Origin of the sequence: Nocardioides jiangxiensis, from assembly GCF_030580915.1 — a bacterium.
Taxonomy (GTDB): domain Bacteria; phylum Actinomycetota; class Actinomycetes; order Propionibacteriales; family Nocardioidaceae; genus Nocardioides; species Nocardioides jiangxiensis.
In genome coordinates, this window is record NZ_JAUQTA010000001.1 from 1,330,762 (window position 1) to 1,348,260 (window position 17,499).

The 17,499-nt window shown below is 73.9% G+C and carries 6 protein-coding genes; 2 read left to right on the plus strand and 4 right to left on the minus strand.

The window, feature by feature from the left end:
- Positions 1-72 precede the first annotated feature (72 nt).
- Positions 73-690, plus strand: a complete 618-nt coding sequence (locus tag Q5722_RS06540) for a TetR/AcrR family transcriptional regulator (RefSeq protein ID WP_305027402.1) — start codon at positions 73-75, stop codon at positions 688-690.
- Here Q5722_RS06540 and acpS read toward each other — a convergent pair.
- Together acpS and Q5722_RS06550 are read right to left on the minus strand one after the other, a co-directional pair.
- Entirely contained in the window at positions 660-1,118 is a 459-nt protein-coding gene (gene acpS / locus Q5722_RS06545) for a holo-ACP synthase AcpS (protein ID WP_305027403.1), read from the minus strand. The two genes, Q5722_RS06540 and acpS, sit on opposite strands and share 31 nt — an antisense overlap.
- On the minus strand, positions 1,115-10,003 hold the full coding sequence (locus tag Q5722_RS06550) for a type I polyketide synthase (RefSeq protein WP_305027404.1): 8,889 nt from the start codon (positions 10,001-10,003) through the stop codon (positions 1,115-1,117). The genes acpS and Q5722_RS06550 overlap by 4 nt, the downstream gene beginning before the upstream one ends.
- A 149-nt stretch (positions 10,004-10,152) precedes the next feature.
- On the opposite strand from Q5722_RS06550, the gene Q5722_RS06555 reads away from it, so the two are divergent.
- Positions 10,153-15,684: an ATP-binding protein gene (locus Q5722_RS06555; RefSeq protein ID WP_305027405.1), complete on the plus strand. Its 5,532-nt coding sequence runs from the start codon at positions 10,153-10,155 to the stop codon at positions 15,682-15,684.
- A gap of 6 nt (positions 15,685-15,690) precedes the next feature.
- On the opposite strand, the gene Q5722_RS06560 is transcribed toward Q5722_RS06555, so the two are convergent.
- A complete protein-coding gene (locus tag Q5722_RS06560) occupies positions 15,691-16,569 on the minus strand; it encodes an oxygenase MpaB family protein (protein ID WP_305027406.1) in 879 nt (292 codons plus the stop codon).
- A 1-nt stretch (position 16,570) separates the two neighbouring features.
- Positions 16,571-17,485, minus strand: coding sequence for an oxygenase MpaB family protein (locus tag Q5722_RS06565; protein WP_305027407.1), 915 nt, complete (start codon positions 17,483-17,485; stop codon positions 16,571-16,573).
- Between the last annotated feature and the right edge of the window lie 14 nt (positions 17,486-17,499).

Consider the following 17,499-nt stretch of genomic DNA (forward strand, 5'->3'; position numbering starts at 1 on the left):
CGGACGGGCCTCATGGGCGTCTAATATGAGGTTTTCCTCATCTTACCGATCGGTTCAGTTATCCTCACGCCCATGACCGACCTCCTCGAGCCCCGCCGTCGCCCCACGCAGGAGCGGTCCCGGCTGAAGTTCGACGCGCTGCTCCGGGTCTCCCGCGAGCTCCTGCTCGAGGTCGGCTTCGAGGCGTTCACCTGCGAGGAGGTCGCCCGGCGGGCCGGTGTGCCCATCGGCACGCTCTACCAGTTCTTCGCCAACAAGTACGTCATCGTGTGCGAGCTCGACCGCCAGCAGGCCGTCGCGGTGCACGAGGAGCTGGCCGAGCTCGCCGCGCAGATCCCGTCGCTGGACTGGCTCTCGGTGATGAACCGGCTGCTCGACCACATGGCCACCCTCTGGCGGGAGGACCCCTCCCGCCGCGCGGTGTGGCATGCCGTGCAGTCGACCCCGTCGACGCGCGCGACCGCCGCGGTGACCGAGCGCGAGTTCGCCGCCGAGGTCGCCCGGGTGCTCGCGCCGCTGACCCCCAACACCCCGCGCGAACGCCGTCGCGTGGTGGCCGAGGTCGTCGTCCACGTCGTCTACTCGATGCTCAACTTCTCCGTCCGCGACGGCCAGGAGCACGCCGAGGCGGTCATCGAGCTCAAGCGCCTGCTGTCGGCCTACCTGCTGGCGGCCGAGAGCACCACGTAGGCGACCGCGTAGTCGCCGTCGTGCGAGAGGGAGAGGTCGGCACGGCACTCCCCCAGGTACGCCGCGACGTCGCCACCGAGCAGCAGCCGCGGCCGGCCCCACGCATCGCATGCGACCTCGATCTGGCGCAGCGCCTCGTCACCGAGCAGCGGCGGCTCGCCGTAGACCAGCTGCGACCAGGCCTTCACCAGCGCCTCCCTCGCCGCCCAGCGGGCGGCGAAGTGGCGGGCGTGCCCGCCCCGGGCGGCGACGTCGCGCCGCTCGCCCGGGGTGAAGACCTCCGCGAAGCGCGAGCCGGGCTGGGCCAGCTGCTCGGCGAAGGAGGGGACGTGGACCAGGTCCACGCCCACCCCCTGCACCGGCAGGCCGGTGGCCGGGAGGTCCCGGAAGAGCTCCTTGAGGACGGCCAGGTCCGCGTCGCTGGTCATCGGCACTCGAACCTTCCCGCCTCGGAGAGCCGCGCATCCTGGTCGAGCAGCAGCGCAGCCTCGCGCTCCTTGCGGCCGGCCCCGTGGTCGGTGTCGGCACCGAGGCGGCGGTCGGAGGTCTTCACGAAGCCCGGCTCGCCGAGCATCGTGCGGGTGATCCGGAGCCGCCCCTCGACCTCGCGCTGCCGCGCCCGGGCGACGTACTCCTCGCGGTCCCCGGCCGGCAGGGCCTGGACGAAGACCGCGGGGTGGGCGATCGCCAGCAGGCCGGCCACGTGGCCGAAGCCGAGGCTCGTGACCAGCCCCGCCTTGAGGGGACCGGTCGCCAGCGGCTGGCGCAGCCACACCAGGTGCGGGTGCTTCTCCAGCTCGGGGTCGACGCAGTCGAGGCTGCGGTTGGGCGGGAGGACGCCGGCCCGCAGCGTCTGGCACAGGCCGATCACCTGGAACGCCGCGGCGCCACCCTTCGCGTGACCGGTCAGGCTCTTCTGGCTGACCACGTAGAGCGGGTTGCCCTCGCTGCGACCCAGCGCTGCGGCGAGCCGCTCGTGCAGGTCCGACTCGTTGGGGTCGTTGGCGTTGGTCGAGGTGTCGTGCTTGCTCACCACGGCCACGTCGTCGGCGGTCAGGCCCAGCTGCCCGAGCGCCTTCGCGAGCGGCGACTGTTCCCGGCCGAGGCCGGCGGCGAGGGCACCGATGCCGGGCGCCGGGATGGAGGTGTGGATGCCGTCGGCGAAGCTCGCCGCGTACGCGACGACACCGAGCACCGGCAGGCCCATGCGGGCCGCGACATCACCGCGGGCGAGCAGGATCGTGCCGCCACCCTGCGACTCCACGAAGCCGCCACGACGACGGTCGTTGGCCCGCGAGAGGTGCCGGACGTCGATGCCCTGCGCCTCCATGGCCGCGGTGTCCGCGGTGGCGGACATCGCCGCGAAGCCCTGGACACCCTCCGTGCCGAGGTCGTCGAAGCCACCGGCGACGACGAAGTCGGCCTTGCCGAGGCGGATCTTGTCGACACCCTCCTCGATGCTCACCGCGGTCGTCGCGCAGGCGGCGACCGGGTGGATCATCGCGCCGTACGAGCCGACGTACGACTGGACGACGTGGGCGGCGACGACGTTCGGCAGCGCCTCCTGGAGCAGGTCGTTGGCGACCGGCTCACCCAGGAAGTTGTCGAGGTAGAGCGACTGCATGGAGGTCATGCCACCCATGCCGGTGCCCTGGGTGTTGGCGACGCGCGCCGGGTGCACCCACCGCATCAGCTCCGCCGGCGTGAAGCCGCTGGCGAGGAAGGCGTCGACGGTGCAGACCAGGTTCCACAGCGCCAGGCGGTCGACGGACTCGATCATCTCGGCCGGGACGCCCCAGACCGCCGGGTCGAAGCCGGTCGGCACCTGGCCGCCGGCCGTGCGGGTCATCTGCACCCGGCGCGGCACGCGGATCTCGGTGCCCGCGGTGCGGGTGACCTGCCAGCCGCCGTCCGGCAGCGACGCGATCCGGGTGTGGGCCGGGTCGGCGTCGAGGAAGGCACGCGCCTCGCCCTCGCCGTCGACGCGGAAGGTCATGTCCTGGTCGAGGAAGACCTGCGCCATCAGCGGTGCCGTGTGGTCGACCATCGTGCCGTCGTCCTCGTAGGAACGGATGCCGCAGCGCTCGACGACCGCGTCGTGGAAGCGCTCCCGGATCTCGTGCTCCTCGACCGACTCGTCCGAGGCCGTGTCGACCCAGGCGCCGGCGGCCGCGTCCCAGCGGACCAGGCCGGTCAGCCAGGCAAGCTCGAGCACGCCGGCGGCCGACAGGCCGTCGACCTCCACCTCGTGACGGGTGCGGGCCGAGCCCCACGGGCCGAGCTCGCCGGCACCGACGATGACGACCAGGTCCTCGGGCGCGGCCGGGACCTCGCCCACCTCCGGGGCGGCGTACGACGGCAGCTGGGCGGGCGAGGCGGGCAGCGCCTCGATCGTGGCGACCGTCTCCGTGACGTCCGCGGCGGAAGCGCTCGTGTTGCGTTGCGCCTCGGCGGCGATCGCCTTCAGGTCGATGCCCTCGAGGCCGGCGGCGAGGTCGAGGTGGAGCGGCGCTCCCAGGGCCTGCTCGCGTGCCTCGGCAGTGCACAGGTCGAGCAGCGCGCGGGCCATGAGCTCGGGGCTCCAGACCATGACGCCGGCCTTCTTGACCGCCTCGACCATGGCGTCGTTGCCGCCCATGAGACCGGTACCGGCCACCCAGCCGATGATCGCGTGGGCCAGCGTGACCCGCGAGGACCAGCCGGACTCGGCCTTCCACTTGGTGACGAGGGCGTCGAGCGCGGCCTTGGCCTCGCCGTAGGCGCCGTCACCGCCGAAGAGGCCGCGGTTGGGCGAGCCGGGCAGGACGACGTGGACCCGCTGCGGTCCCCAGTCGGCACCGACCAGGCGCTCGACGGACCAGAGCAGGATGCGGGCCTGCACCTCGGTGCCGCCGTCGACGTCCTCGAGGCCACCGCGGGCCGGGCCGGCCGCGAACGGGAAGAGGAGCGTCGGACGGAGCGCCGGCTTCACGACCTCGGTGGTGGGGCCGAGGCGGCGTACCTGCTCGGTGGTGACCCACGCGACCAGGTCGTCGACGTCGGCGTACGACGCCATGTTGGCGGGCACCAGCCAGAGGGCCGCACCGACCGTGGCGCGGCTGCGGTAGAGCTCCTTGAAGAAGGCCAGGCGCTTGCCGTCGAGGTTGGACGTCGTGGCGATGACGGTGGCGCCACCGGCCAGCAGGTCGCCGACGACAGCGGCGGCGATCGAGCCGTTGCTCGCGCCGGTGACGACCGCCACCTCGTCGGCCCAGGCCCCGGCCGGAGCCGACTCGGCGGCAGCCGCGGCGTCCTCGAGGCCGTACCAGCGGGCCTGGGCGGCGACGACCGGACCGGCACCGGTGAGGTCCACGTCGAGGTCGTCGCCGATGGCGATCCGGGCGAGGTCCTCGCGGGCCGAGGCCCAGCGGTCGTCGAGCAGCACCGCACGGCGGGCGTCGAAGGCGGGGGCGGTCGCGCCGAGCCAGTCGGACCCGAGCTCGGCCTCGACCTGGTCGAGCTGCGCCCGCAGCGCCACTGCGTCGTCCGTGGCGACCTCCGCCGCGGCGGCGTCGTCGAGCTGGGCGATCAGGTGCCGCGCGGTCGAGACCAGCGCGTCCGTGATCCCGCCGGTGATGCCGGCCAGCGCAGCGGCGTCGACGGTGAGCTCACCACCACCGGAGGACGGAAGGGAGACCTGGACGCCGGCCCGCGCCGCGACCGCGGCGACCGCGGCGTCGATGAGGGCGTCGAGGTCGGCGGCGGCCTTCGGCAGCGGCAGGGTGGCCAGGTCGCCGCCGCGGACGCTGGCGCCCTCACGGGTGCCGGCCGCCACCTCGGCGGTGACGTGGTGGGCCCAGCCGGGGCCGAGCTGCCACACGCCGGTGACGCGGTCCGCGATCGCCGCCGGGCGCGCACCGACCGGGCCGAGCACCTTGCGCAGGTGGTCGGAGACCGCGGCGGAGAGGACCGGACCGAGCGGCTTGTAGCCACGGGCCAGGCCGTTGACCTGGGCGGTCAGCGAGGCGAGGTCGGCCTCGGCCGCGCCGTCGATGGCACCCAGGCCGAGCTCGGCACCGAGGTCGACGAGGAGCTGGTTGCGGCGCGACGAGGCACCGTCGGTGAGCGACTCGATGGAGTCGGCCGCGCCGAGCTGGTCGGGACGGACCTTGGTCCACCAGGTCAGCAGCAGGCGGGTCGCGTCTGCGCCGGAGAACGGGAGATCCTCCGGACGCGGCCCGCCTGCTGCCTGGTTCGTGGAGGGCGCGGAGGCGGCTGCCCGAGGGGAGGGAGCAGCGGCCTCGACAGCGGTCTCGGCCGAGGACTCGCCGGCATCGGGGTCTGCCGGGGCAGGGTCCTCGTCGCGGCCGAAGACGACGGCTGCGTCGCGTTCCACGTTCTGCACCTCGACGGGGCCGCCGAGGGTGCGTCGCACCTCGGGCAGCTTCAGCGTGGCCGAGGCGAGGTTGGCGACCGTCGGGGCACGGCCGACGCCGACCTCGACGATCCGCTCGACACCGAGGCCACCGTCGGCACGGTCGGCGACGAGCAGGTCCTGGGTCTCGATCCAGCGGACCGGGCTGGCGAACTGCCAGGCCAGCAGCTCGATCAGGACGAGGCGGCACAGCGCCTCGGGCTGCTGCTCCCACGCCGTCCAGTCCGCGAGGACCGCCTGGACGCGGACCGACGGCGCGACCTCGAGGATCGAGGCGACGAACTCCTTGTCGAGGGAGAACGGCCGGGCCACCAGGTTGGGGACGTAGCGACCCACCAGCGGAGCTGCGTCGATCCTCTGGGGGAGCAGGTCGTTGAGCTTGGCGCGGAAGTCGTCCACACCGCCCCGCAGGACGCCCGAGTGGAAGGGGACGTCGACGCCGGGGACGAGGATGTAGGAGGCCTTGCCGCCGAACGCCGCACGGCGGCGCTCGATCTCGGACTCGAGGGCCTCGAGCCCGGCGACGGTGCCGGCGATGGCGTACTGCGAGCCGCGGAGGTTGTAGTTGGCGACCTCGAGGAACTCACCGGTCTCCGCCGCGACCTGCTCGACGAAGCCCCGCACGTCGGCGTCGGCGAGGCCGAACTGCGCGGGACGGATCGCCGCCAGGCGGTAGTTGCTGCGGCCCTTCTCGTCACGCGGGACCAGCGTGTGCATGACCGAGCCGCGCTGGAAGACGACCTCGACGACCGCCTCGAGCGAGAGCACGTCGGAGCAGGCAGCGAGCGCGTTGTACTCACCGACGGAGTGGCCGGCGATGACGGAGCCCTCGACGAACACGCCCTCCTCACGGAGCTCGGCGACCTGGGCGGCCGCGAGGACGGCCATGGCCACCTGCGTGAACTGGGTCAGGAAGAGGACGCCCTCGGGGTGGTGGTGCAGGGTGCCGTTGGCCTCGAGGTCGGTCGGGTTGTCCCGGACCACCTCGAGGACGGAGAAGCCGAGGACGGCGCGGGTGTGCGCGTCGGCGCGGTCCCAGATCGCCTTCGCCGCCTTGCTGCGGCGGTAGCCCTCCATGCCCATGCCGGCGTGCTGGATGCCCTGCCCCGGGAAGACGTACGCCGTGCGGGCGGCACCCAGGCGGGCCGTCGCGCTGAGGACCGGGGTGCCACCGACGCGGGCGGTGACGTCGATGACCTCGTCGCCGTCGACCACGCCCACGCGGTGCGCGGCGACCTCGACCACGTCGCCCGGGCGCACCGGGGCGAGGAAGCGGGCGGTCCAGCCGAGCAGTGGACGACGCGTGTCCTCGACCAGGACGCGCTGGGCGACGGCGGAGAGCCACATGCCGTGGACGATCGGGCCGCCGAGGCCGGCGAGCTGCGCCGCGGCATCGCTGGTGTGGATCGGGTTGTGGTCACCGGTGACCTGGGCGAACGGGCGAAGGTCGAGCGGGGAGGTTACCTTCCGCGCCGCGCGGGTACGCCGGGTGGTGGCCCGCTCCGTTCCATCCAGTCCCCCGGCACGGAGCGGGTCCTCCAGCGCCGCGGCGCCGGTGCGGCCACGGATCGCGAACCGCTCGACGAGCGTCGCGACGGTCGCGCCGGCGTCCGTGGTGAGGGAGACGTCGACGGTGACGACCCGGCCCACCTCGGTGTCCTCGACGTCGCGGACGACCGCGTCGACCGTGAGGTCCGTGGCGTCGGCGGGCACGGTGCCCTGCAGCGCGTGGTCGAGGTGGACCAGGTCGAGCATGCCCTCGACGACGTCCTCGCGCTGGGAGAGGGCGCCGAAGACGGCCGGCCAGGCCAGGCCGACGAGCGCGTCCGGGACGCCGTCGGCGGCGGGGGCGCCGGCGGCCGTGACGGCCGCGTGGGCCGATCCCTGCGCGGGCTCCCAGCGGGTGATGTCGGCGGTGCCGGCGGCGAGGGCGAGGAGGACCCGCATCTGCTGCGACGGCTCCAGCACCGTCGGCGCTGCGCCGCTGGCGACGTCGGCGCCGGCGGCGATGCGGAAGCGGAGCTCCGCCGCACCCACGGGGACGACGAGGAGGGCGACGTCGTCGCTCTCCGCGGTCAGCACGGCGCCGGTGGCGCTGTGCTCGGCACGGTGCGGGTCGACGGCGATCCAGCCGCTCGTTCCGACCAGGCGGACGACCGGGTTGACGACGGTGCGCCCTGCCCAGACGGCGTCCGGCGCACCGAGGACGAGCGAGACGGCGCCCGTGGTGTCGGCCGCCCGGCGCAGGCCGGGGACGACGGCCGGCGAGGCGCACTCGATGGCGTCCAGGATGCCGCGCTCGAAGCGGGCCAGGAGCTCGGCGACCGGCTCGTCGACGCGGGTGATGCCGGCGACGGACACCGGTCCGGGGATCACCGAGACGGCGTCGGCCGGGAAGCGCGGGTCGTGCGACTGCCACAGCGAGTCCGAGCGCCACCAGCGGCGGACGTCGGCGTCGATCACGGGGACGAACGGCACCGGCTTGCCCGGGCGCTTGCAGACCTGGACGAAGAAGGCGTGGTCGGCGGGGTGCAGCACCACCGTGGCGGCGTCGGGGTAGGCCGCGACCAGGCGCTCGAGGGCGGCCAGGCCGTCCTCGACGTCGGCCGGCTCGGCGAAGAGGGTCGGGACCGGACCGTGGTCGGCGGCCGCCAGGCGGGCCTCGGCACGCTGCAGCATCGACTGGAAGCGGTCGCGCAGGGTCACGTCGAGCCAGGCCGGGTCACCGGCGAGCTCGACGAAGCGGCGCAGCCACCCGGCGTAGGTCATCGGCGCGAGGTCGCCGAAGTACGGCTTCGCGGTCTGGTCAATGAGGGCGAGGATCTCGTCGCGCCGCCTGGCGACGGCCTTGGCGTCGCCGGCGACCTCGTCGAGGAGGCGGCCGAGGCGGGCCGAGGTGTTCTCGACCTCGTAGAGCGCCGCACCGAGCTGGCTCTTGCCGGAGGTCATGCCGCCGTCGACGGCGCCGTCCTTGAGCCAGGCGTCGGAGCCCGGCGTCTCGACGAGGAGCTGCTTCACGGCCGGCGAGGTGGTCGCCTCGAGGCATGCCATCGCGGCGGTGCCGACGAGGACGCCGTCGAGCGGCATCGCCGGGCGGCCGTGGACGGTCGCCCACTCACCGGTGACGTAGTCGGCCGCGGCCTCAGGCGTGCCGATGCCGCCACCGACGCAGACGACGACGTTGTCCCGGCGGCGCAGGTCGGCGTACGTCGCGAGGAGGAGGTCGTCGAGGTCCTCCCAGCTGTGGTGGCCACCGGCCTTGCCGCCCTCGACCTGGACGATCAGCGGGGTGGGGGCGACAGCGTCGGCGATCGCCAGCACCTGCTTGATCTGGTTGACCGTGCCGGGCTTGAAGACGACGTGGGCGATGCCGGCCTCGCGCAGCTCCTCGACGAGCGCGACGGCGTCGTCGAGCTCCGGGACGCCGGCGGTCACGATGACCGCGTCGATCGCGGCACCGGCCGCACGGGCGCGCTGGACCAGGCGCTTGCCGCCGATCTGGAGGCGCCAGAGGTACGGGTCGAGCAGGAGCGTGTTGAACGCAGCGGTGCGACCCGGCTCGAGCAGCTCGCCGAGGCGACCGATGTTGGCGGCGAAGATCTCCTCGGAGACCTGGCCGCCGCCGGCGAGCTCAGCCCAGAACCCGGCGTTCGCGGCGGCGGCGACGATGGCCGGGTCGACCGTGGTGGGCGTCATGCCGGCGAGGAGGACGGGCGAGCGGCCCGTGAGGCGCGTGAACCGGGTCTCGACGCGGCGGGTGCCGTCGGGGAGGGCGACGACCTCGGGCGCGTGGGCCGACCACGGCAGCGACTTCCTGGGCGCGGCGCCGGCGACGGTGAGCTCGCGGAGGCCACGCGAGGTGGTCGGCGCGACGACGCCGATGCCGTGGGCACGGAGGGCGTCGGCGGAGATCTGCGCGGCGAGGTTGACGGGGCCGAGGTCGAGGAGCCAGCGGGCGTCCGCCTCGGCGACCTCGGCGAGCGCGGCCGGCCAGTCGATCGGGGCGACGAGGCAGCGGTGCGCGAGGTCGCGCGCCCACGCCTCGTCGAGGCCGCACTGCACGGCCCAGGCAGTGGCCAGCTCGACGGCCTCGGCCAGCTCCGGGTGGTGGAAAGCCGCGCGGGCCAGCACCGCGTCGGGCTCGACGTCGTCGCCGAGCGCGGTGCGCAGGCGCTCGAGGCCGACGACGGGGCCGGAGACGACGGTCGCGGAGACGCCGTTGACGATGCCGGCGGCGAGGCGGCTGGAGGCGGGCAGCGCGTCGATCGCCTCGGTGACGGCGGCGTGCGGGAGCGAGAGGGAGACCATGCAGTCGCCGAGGAGGCCGCGGCGCGTGCCGACGACCTCGGTGGCGGCGCCGATGAGGCGCGAGAGGGCCAGGACGTCGGCCTCGTCGGCGCCGGTCAGCACCTCGATCGGGAGGCAGCCCTGGGAGTGACCGATCCGCGCGACCGCACCGCGCGGGTCGAGGCCCAGTCCGGCGAGCGCCCGGAGGCCTGCGAGCTGGGCGAGGGTGATGCCGGGGAGCGAGCGGCTCGGCGCGAGCAGTCGCTCGACGTCGGGGACCTCGGGGAGGTCGTCGGACTCCGCCGAGTGCGAGGTGACGACGGCGTCGAGCCACGCCAGCGGTGCGAACTCCGCGTCGGCGGCGAGCAGCTCGCCGGTGACGGGCGCGAGCCGGGCGTCGGCCTCGCGGACCAGGCTGCCGAGCTCGAGGGAGTGCACGCGCACGAGCTCGGCGAGCGGCTCGAGCCAGGCGACGCCCTGGCCGCCGAACGCGAGGGCGAACGGCGTGCCGGCAGCCAGCTGGTCGAGCAGGCGACGAGGCGAAGCGGGCGCTGCAGAGGTGCGGGTCTGGTGGGGGGCGCGGGCCGGAGTCTCGATGGTCACGAGATCCATGAGACCAGAAACATGAGGCTCTTCTCAAGTTTTTCTTGAGTATTTCCTCATGTTTTTGCAATGATCGTCGTGCTCCCCCGTTCGCCGCCCAGCGACGGCCCTCTCTGCCCTTTCGACGCGCCACCAGGGCGCCCACCCCGGAGGTACTGGTGTTCTCCCGAATCGCGATCGTGAACCGCGGCGAGTCGGCCATGCGGCTGATCCACGCCGTCCGCGACCTCACGGCGGCCGGTCAGGACCTGACCACCATCGCCCTCTTCACCGACGTCGAGCGGCACGCGATGTTCGTCCGCGAGGCCGACGAGCCCTACGGGCTCGGCCCCGCGTCGGCACGCCCCTACCTGGACCTCGCCGTCCTCGAGCGCGCCCTGACCGAGACCCGGGCGGACGCGGTCTGGGTCGGCTGGGGCTTCGTCGCCGAGGACCCCGCCTTCGTCGACCTGTGCGACCGGCTCGGCATCACCTTCATCGGCCCCAGCGCTGCCGCCATGCGCCAGCTCGGCGACAAGATCGGCTCCAAGCGGATCGCCGAGCAGGTCGGCGTGCCCGTGGCGCCGTGGAGCAACGGACCGGTCGACACCCTCGAGGACGCGCTCGCCGAGGCGGAGCGGATCGGCTACCCGATGATGCTCAAGGCCACGGCAGGTGGCGGCGGCCGGGGCATCCGCAAGGTGGGCACGCCCGCGGAGCTCACCGACGCCTACCAGCGCACCCGCGACGAGGCGGAGCGCGCCTTCGGCAGCGGCGTCGTCTTCCTCGAGCGCGTCGTCACCGGCGCCCGCCACGTCGAGGTCCAGCTGATCGCCGACGCCCACGGCACCGCCTGGGCCCTCGGCGTACGCGACTGCTCGGTGCAGCGCCGCAACCAGAAGGTGATCGAGGAGTCGGCCTCCCCGCTGCTCGCTCCCGAGCAGGTGGCGCTGCTCAAGGAGTCGGCCGAGCGACTGGCCCTCGCCGTCGGCTACGTCGGCGCCGGCACGGTCGAGTTCCTCTACCAGCCGGAGGAGCGCTCCTTCGCGTTCCTCGAGGTCAACACCCGCCTGCAGGTCGAGCACCCGATCACCGAGGTCACGACCTCCGTCGACCTGGTGAAGGCGCAGGTCCACGTCGCCCGCGGCGGACGCCTCGCGGACCTCACCGGCTCCGGTCAGTCGGTCGAGCGACCGGCGGAATCCGGCCACGCCGTGGAGGCGCGGCTCAACGCCGAGGACCCCGACCGTGACTTCGCCCCGGCCCCCGGCCGCGTGGCCCTGCTCCGCCTGCCGAGCGGTCCCGGCGTGCGCGTCGACACCGGTCTCGGCGAGGGCGACGTCATCCCCGCCGACTTCGACTCGATGATCGCGAAGGTCATCGCCTACGGCCGCGACCGCGACGAGGCACTCGCGCGCCTGCGCCGCGCCATGGCCGACACGACCGTGGTGATCGAGGGCGGCACGACCAACAAGGGCTTCATCCTCGACCTCCTCGACCAGCCGGAGGTCACCGTCGGCGAGCCGGCCTGGGCCGACACGGCCTGGATCGACCGCGCCCGCGCCGAGGGCCGTCTGGCCACCGACGCCCATCGCGAGGCCGCCCTCCTCGTCGCCGCCATCGCGGCGTACGACGAGCAGGTCGCCGTCGAGCGGGCCCGCCTCCTCGAGACCGCCCACGGCGGTCGTCCGCAGGCCCAGCACAAGGTCGGCGAGCCCGTGGAGGTGAAGCTCCGCGGCACGACGTACCGGCTGACGGCGCTGCAGCTGGCTCCCGGCCGCTACCGGATCACCCTCGACGCCGGCGCGGGCAGCGCGACGGCCGACGTCGCCATCGAGTGGCTCGACTCCTTCCACGCCCACCTGGCCGTCGGGGGCCGTCGGCACCGCGTGGTCTCGGCCGTCCACGGCCCGGTTCACCTGGTCGAGGTCGACGGCGTCACCCACCGGATCAGCCGCGACGAGGGCGGCGTCGTCCGCTCCCCCGCCCCCGCGCTGGTCGTGGCGACCCCTGCTGCCGTCGGCGACATCGTCCCCGCGGGTGCACCCCTGCTCGTGCTGGAGAGCATGAAGATGGAGACGGTGATCCCCGCGCCGTTCGAGGCCCGGGTCCGCGACCTGCAGGTGACCACCGGCAGCCAGGTCGAGACCGGCGCCCCGCTGCTGCGCGTCGAACCGGTCTCCGGCGACGTCGCGACAGCGGCCGCCGCCACGGACGGGCCGGCGATCGACCTCCCCGGCAGCTCCGAGCCGGCCACCCTCGAGGAGCGGGTCGAGCGGGCCTGCGCGACGCTCACCGCGCTCCTTCTCGGCTACGACGTGCCACGCGGCGACCGCAGCGCGGCGCTCAAGGAGTACCTCAGCGCCCGCGACGAGCTCCGCGCTGCCGGTGGCGGCGTCCTCGCCACCGACTCGGCCCTGGTCGACCTCTTCACCGACGTCGCCGACCTCCACCGCGACCGCCCGGCAGAGGAGGAACGCCGCACCGAGCTGCGCGTCCACAGCTCACGCGAGCACTTCCACACCTACCTGCGCAGCCTCGACGCCGACCGTGGCGGCCTGCCGGACGCGTTCCGCGAGCGCCTCTGTCGCGTGCTCCGCCACTACGGCGTGACCGGGCTGGACCGCACGCCGACCCTCGAGGACGCTGTCTTCCGCATGTTCCTCGCCCAGCAGGGTCCCGCCGCCGACGCCGACCTCGTGGTCGCCGTGCTCCAGCGCTGGATCGACGAGCCGGCACCGTCGGGTGCGGAGGCGTCGGAGGTCCGCGACCGGCTCGAGCGCCTCAAGGGCGCCAGCCAGCGTCGCTTCCCCGTGGTCGGCGACCTGGCGCGCAGCATCCGGTTCCGGTGGTTCGACCAGCCGTTGGTCGACGCCGAGCGCGCGGCGGTCGTGGCCGGCGTCCGCGACGAGGTGGCGGCCCTGGCCGCCTCGCCCTCCGCACCGGACCGGACCGCCCGGGTCGAGGCCCTCGCCGCCATCCCCGAGAAGATCGTCAGCTTCCTCGGCGAACGCATCGCCGCCGGCGCGGGCGCGCCCGAGCCCATGCTCGAGGTGATGACCCGCCGCCACTACCGCGAGGCCCTCGGCGAGCTCACCGCCGCGGCGCGGGACGGCCGGGAGATCCTCCACGCCGGCTACCAGCTCGACGGCCAGGACCGCCTGCTCCTCACCACGACCGGCACGTGGTCCGAGCTGGCGACGCCGGGCTCTGCGCTGGTCCGCGACCTCGACGTCGCGCTGACGACGGCCTCGGCCGGCCCGGACGTCGCGATCGACCTCTTCCTGCACTGGGCGGAGGCCCCGTCGACGTCCGCCGAGACCGCCGATCGCCTGCGCGACGCGCTCGCGGCGACCGGGCTGGTCGCCCGTACCCGACGGGTCACGGTCGCGGTGTGCCCGCCGGATGCCGGTCGCGTCGACTACTTCACCTTCCGGCCCGGGGCCGACGGCGTGGTCGTCGAGGACGACCTGGTCCACGGCGTCCACCCGATGGTGGCCCGCCGTCTCGACCTCTGGCGACTCCGCGACTTCCGGATCACCCGTCTCGACGCACCCGAGGACGTGCTCCTCTACGAGTGCGTCGCCCGGGAGAACGCCGACGACCGCCGCCTCGTCGCCCTCGCCCAGGTCCGCCAGCTCGCCGTCGTCCGGGACGAGGACGGGCGCGTGAGCGGCGTGCCGCACGCCGAGCGGGCGATCGAGAACTGCCTCGAGGCCGTGCGCCGGGCCCGCACCGCGCGGGGGGCCACCGGCGTCAGGCTCGACCTCAACCACGTGTGGGTCCACGTCTGGCCCGTCGTCGACGCCGACGTCGACCAGCTCACCGCCCTGCAGCGGAAGATCACCCCGCTGACCGATGCAGCCGGCATCGACGAGGTCGCGGTCAGCGGCCGGCTCGCCGGCCCCGACGGGTCGGCCCACCCGGCCTGCATCCGCTTCTCGCGGGGCCCGGGCGGCCGGGTCGTCGCCGCCGTCGAGGCCCCGCCGACCGAGCCCCTCAAGCCCCTCGACGAGTACGACGGCAAGGTGCTGCGCGCCCGCCGCCGCGGCCTGGTGTACCCCTACGAGCTGCTCCCGCTGCTGACCGGCGCGACCGGCTCGTTCATCGAGCACGACCTCGACGACTCCGGCGCCCTGGTGCCCGTCGACCGACCGCGCGGCCTCAACCAGGCCGGCATCATCGCCGGCCTCGTCTCCACCCCGACCACGCTGCACCCCGAGGGCGTGCAGCGCGTGGTCCTGTGCGGCGACCCGACCAAGGCACTCGGCGCGGTGTCGGAAGCGGAGTGCACCCGCGTCATCGCCGCGATCGACCTCGCCGAGCGTCTCGGCGTACCGCTGGAGTGGTACGCGCTCTCCGCCGGTGCCCGCATCTCGATGGAGTCCGGCACCGAGAACATGGACTGGGTGGCAGCCGGCCTGCGCCGGATCATCGAGTTCACCCAGGCGGGAGGCGAGATCAACGTGGTCGTGGCCGGCATCAACGTCGGCGCCCAGCCCTACTGGAACGCCGAGGCCACGATGCTCATGCACACCCGCGGCATCCTGGTGATGACCCCGGACAGCGCGATGGTGCTGACCGGCAAGCAGTCGCTCGACTTCTCCGGCGGCGTCTCGGCCGAGGACAACTTCGGCATCGGCGGCTACGACCGCGTGATGGGCGCCAACGGCCAGGCGCAGTACTGGGCGGCCGACCTGCCGGGCGCCTTCGACGTCCTGATGGCACACTACGAGCACACCTACGTCGCCCCGGGCGAGGCCGGTCCGCGCGCAGCACCGACCACCGACCCGGTCGACCGCGACGTGCGGCCGTTCCCGCACAGCGACCCGTCGAGCGACTTCACCACGGTCGGCCAGATCTTCTCGCGGGAGCACAACCCCGACCGCAAGAAGCCCTTCGACATCCGTACGGTCATGCGGGCTGTGGCCGACCAGGACCACGCGACGCTCGAGCGCTGGGCGGGCATGGCCGATGCCGACACGGCGGTCGTCCTCGACGCGCACCTGGGCGGCCAGCCGGTCTGCCTGCTCGGCATCGAGTCCAAGCCCGTGCCGCGTCGCGGCTTCCCGCCCGCCGACGGTCCGGACGTCTACACCGGCGGCACGCTCTTCCCGCGGTCGTCGAAGAAGGCGGCGCGCGCGATCAACGCCGCCAGCGGCAACCGTCCGCTGGTCGTGCTGGCCAACCTCTCCGGCTTCGACGGCTCGCCCGACTCGATGCGCAACCTCCAGCTCGAATACGGCGCCGAGATCGGCCGCGCGATCACGAACTTCGACGGCCCGATCGTCTTCGTCGTGATCTCCCGCTACCACGGTGGCGCGTTCGTGGTCTTCTCCAAGGCCCTCAACCCGCGGATGACGGTGCTCGCCCTGGAGGGCTCGTTCGCCTCCGTCATCGGCGGCGCCCCGGCAGCCGCGGTCGTCTTCTCGGCGGACGTCGACAAGCGCACCGCCTCCGACCCGCAGGTGGCCGAGCTGGAGCAGGCGGTCGCCGACGCGGCGCCTGCCGAGCGAGGCCGGCTGGCGGTGGAGCTGACCCGGCTGCGCTCGGCGGTCCGGGCCGAGAAGCTGGGTGAGGTCGCAGCCGAGTTCGACGGCGTGCACGACATCCACCGCGCCGTCCGCGTCGGGTCGGTCGACGCGGTCATCTCGGCCGAGCGGCTCCGTCCGGAGATCATCGCCGCGCTGGCGCGCGGCCTGGAGGGCTGAGGCCGCTCACGCCTCGCGTGCGAGGCCCGGCACCGGGCCGGCTTCGACCCGTGCCATCGCGGCGTCGAAGCCGGTCCGCCCCTGGCGCCGGTACGCGGCCCGTGCGCGCGGCAGCAGCCGCACGCGCTCCGGGACGTGCGGCCAGACCACCCGCATCGACGTCATGAACGCTGCGTGCGAGGCGGCCTGGGCGGGGTTCCACCCGAAGCCGCAGCGCTCGCGCAGGACCGGCGGGAGGCAGCCGGCCGCGATGTCGCGGGCCGGCAGCCCGCCGAGACGGGAGCCGAGCTGCCAGAGCGGACCCGGCAGCCAGGGCTGTTCCATGCGCCACGGCTCGTTGAGGAAGTCGATCAGCCCCTGGGCGGCCGGCGTCACCTCGAGCACGTTCTCCACGTGGTGGTCCCAGTACTCGAGGAAGTCGCCGTAGGTCCGCGGCACGACGCGCATCGTCATCCCGTACATCCGCCACCAGTCGACGGTCTCGGCGTAGTACGCCTCGCGGACGGTGCGCGACATCCGTCGCCGGACCAGGTCGTCGACCCGGAACGCGACGTCGACGAAGGTCGCGTGAGCCCAGAAGAACGTCTCGGGATCGAGTGCGTGGTAACGCTCGCCGCCCGGCATCGTCCCCTTGATGTCACGGTGGAAGTCGCGCACCCCGTGCGCCTGCTCGCCTGCGCGGTCCCCGTCGAAGATCATCCCGAGGATCTGGGGCACGGACCGGACCAGCCGGGCGAAGGGCTCGTCGTAGAAGGCCGAGTGCTCCTCGACGCCCTTGCCCAGTGCCGGGTACATCAGCTGCATCAGACCGGTGGCCGGGGCGAACACGAAGCCCGCGCGGTCGCCGTACGACTCGTAGAGCAGCGACCCGGGTCCGAAGCCCATCTCAGGCCCCTTCCCCGACGGCCTGCGCTGCGCCCGCGTCCCGGGACCGCTGCAGCGCCGCGCCGTGCGGCACGGGGCAGCCGGGTGCGAAGGTGCCCATCTCCTCCACGACGTAGCCGTCGGGGTAGCTGCGGATCCGCCGCATGTCGGCGACGTGCTGCGGCCGGCGCCGCGGCGGCAGCAGGGCGACGAAGCGCGCCCGCAGGCGCAGCGCCAGCCTGGCCAGGCGGCGCGCGACCCGTCCGGGCTCGGCCAGCCCGAACGCGGCCAGCAGCTCCGGCTCCATGAGCGACCGGCTGACGACGTCGACGAGGGGACGCAGGGGTCGGGGGTAGAAGGTGCGGAGGAGCGCAAGCGTCGAGGCGGCGACCCGCGCGGCACCCTCGTCGTAGGCGAAGTGGGCCGCCTCGTAGTCGTCCATGAGCCGAGCGAAGTCGTCGTACGTCGTCGGGACGTCGCGGATCCCCAGGTGGCGCCCGAGCTCGCGGTAGTAGCGGACGACCGCACGGACCTCGAGGTCGGTCAGGTCACGCCAGCCGAAGTCCGCGATCCACCGGCGCGGTACGACGACGAAGGTGGCGAGCACGTAGCGCATGTCGTCGTTGCCGATGTCGTACATGTGGTGCATCTGGTTGATCCGGCGGATCGCGGCCCTGCCCCGCGGGGTGTCGAAGCCCTCGATGAGCGGCACCTCGAGCAGGATCCCCGTGTCGTCGTAGCGCTTCTGCGTCGCGCCCATGAAGGCGCCGGTGCGGTCCAGCAGCCCACCGATCGCGGGCACCGCGTAGGTGCGGAAGAGCGCGAGGCTCAGCGACTGCAGGGTGTCCCACGGGAACTCGTACAGGGACAGGTTGCGGGCGATCTCGACGAAGTCGACGTCCGGGTCCAGGCCGACACTGCGGCTGCGCTTCGCCATGGTCCAAGGAAACG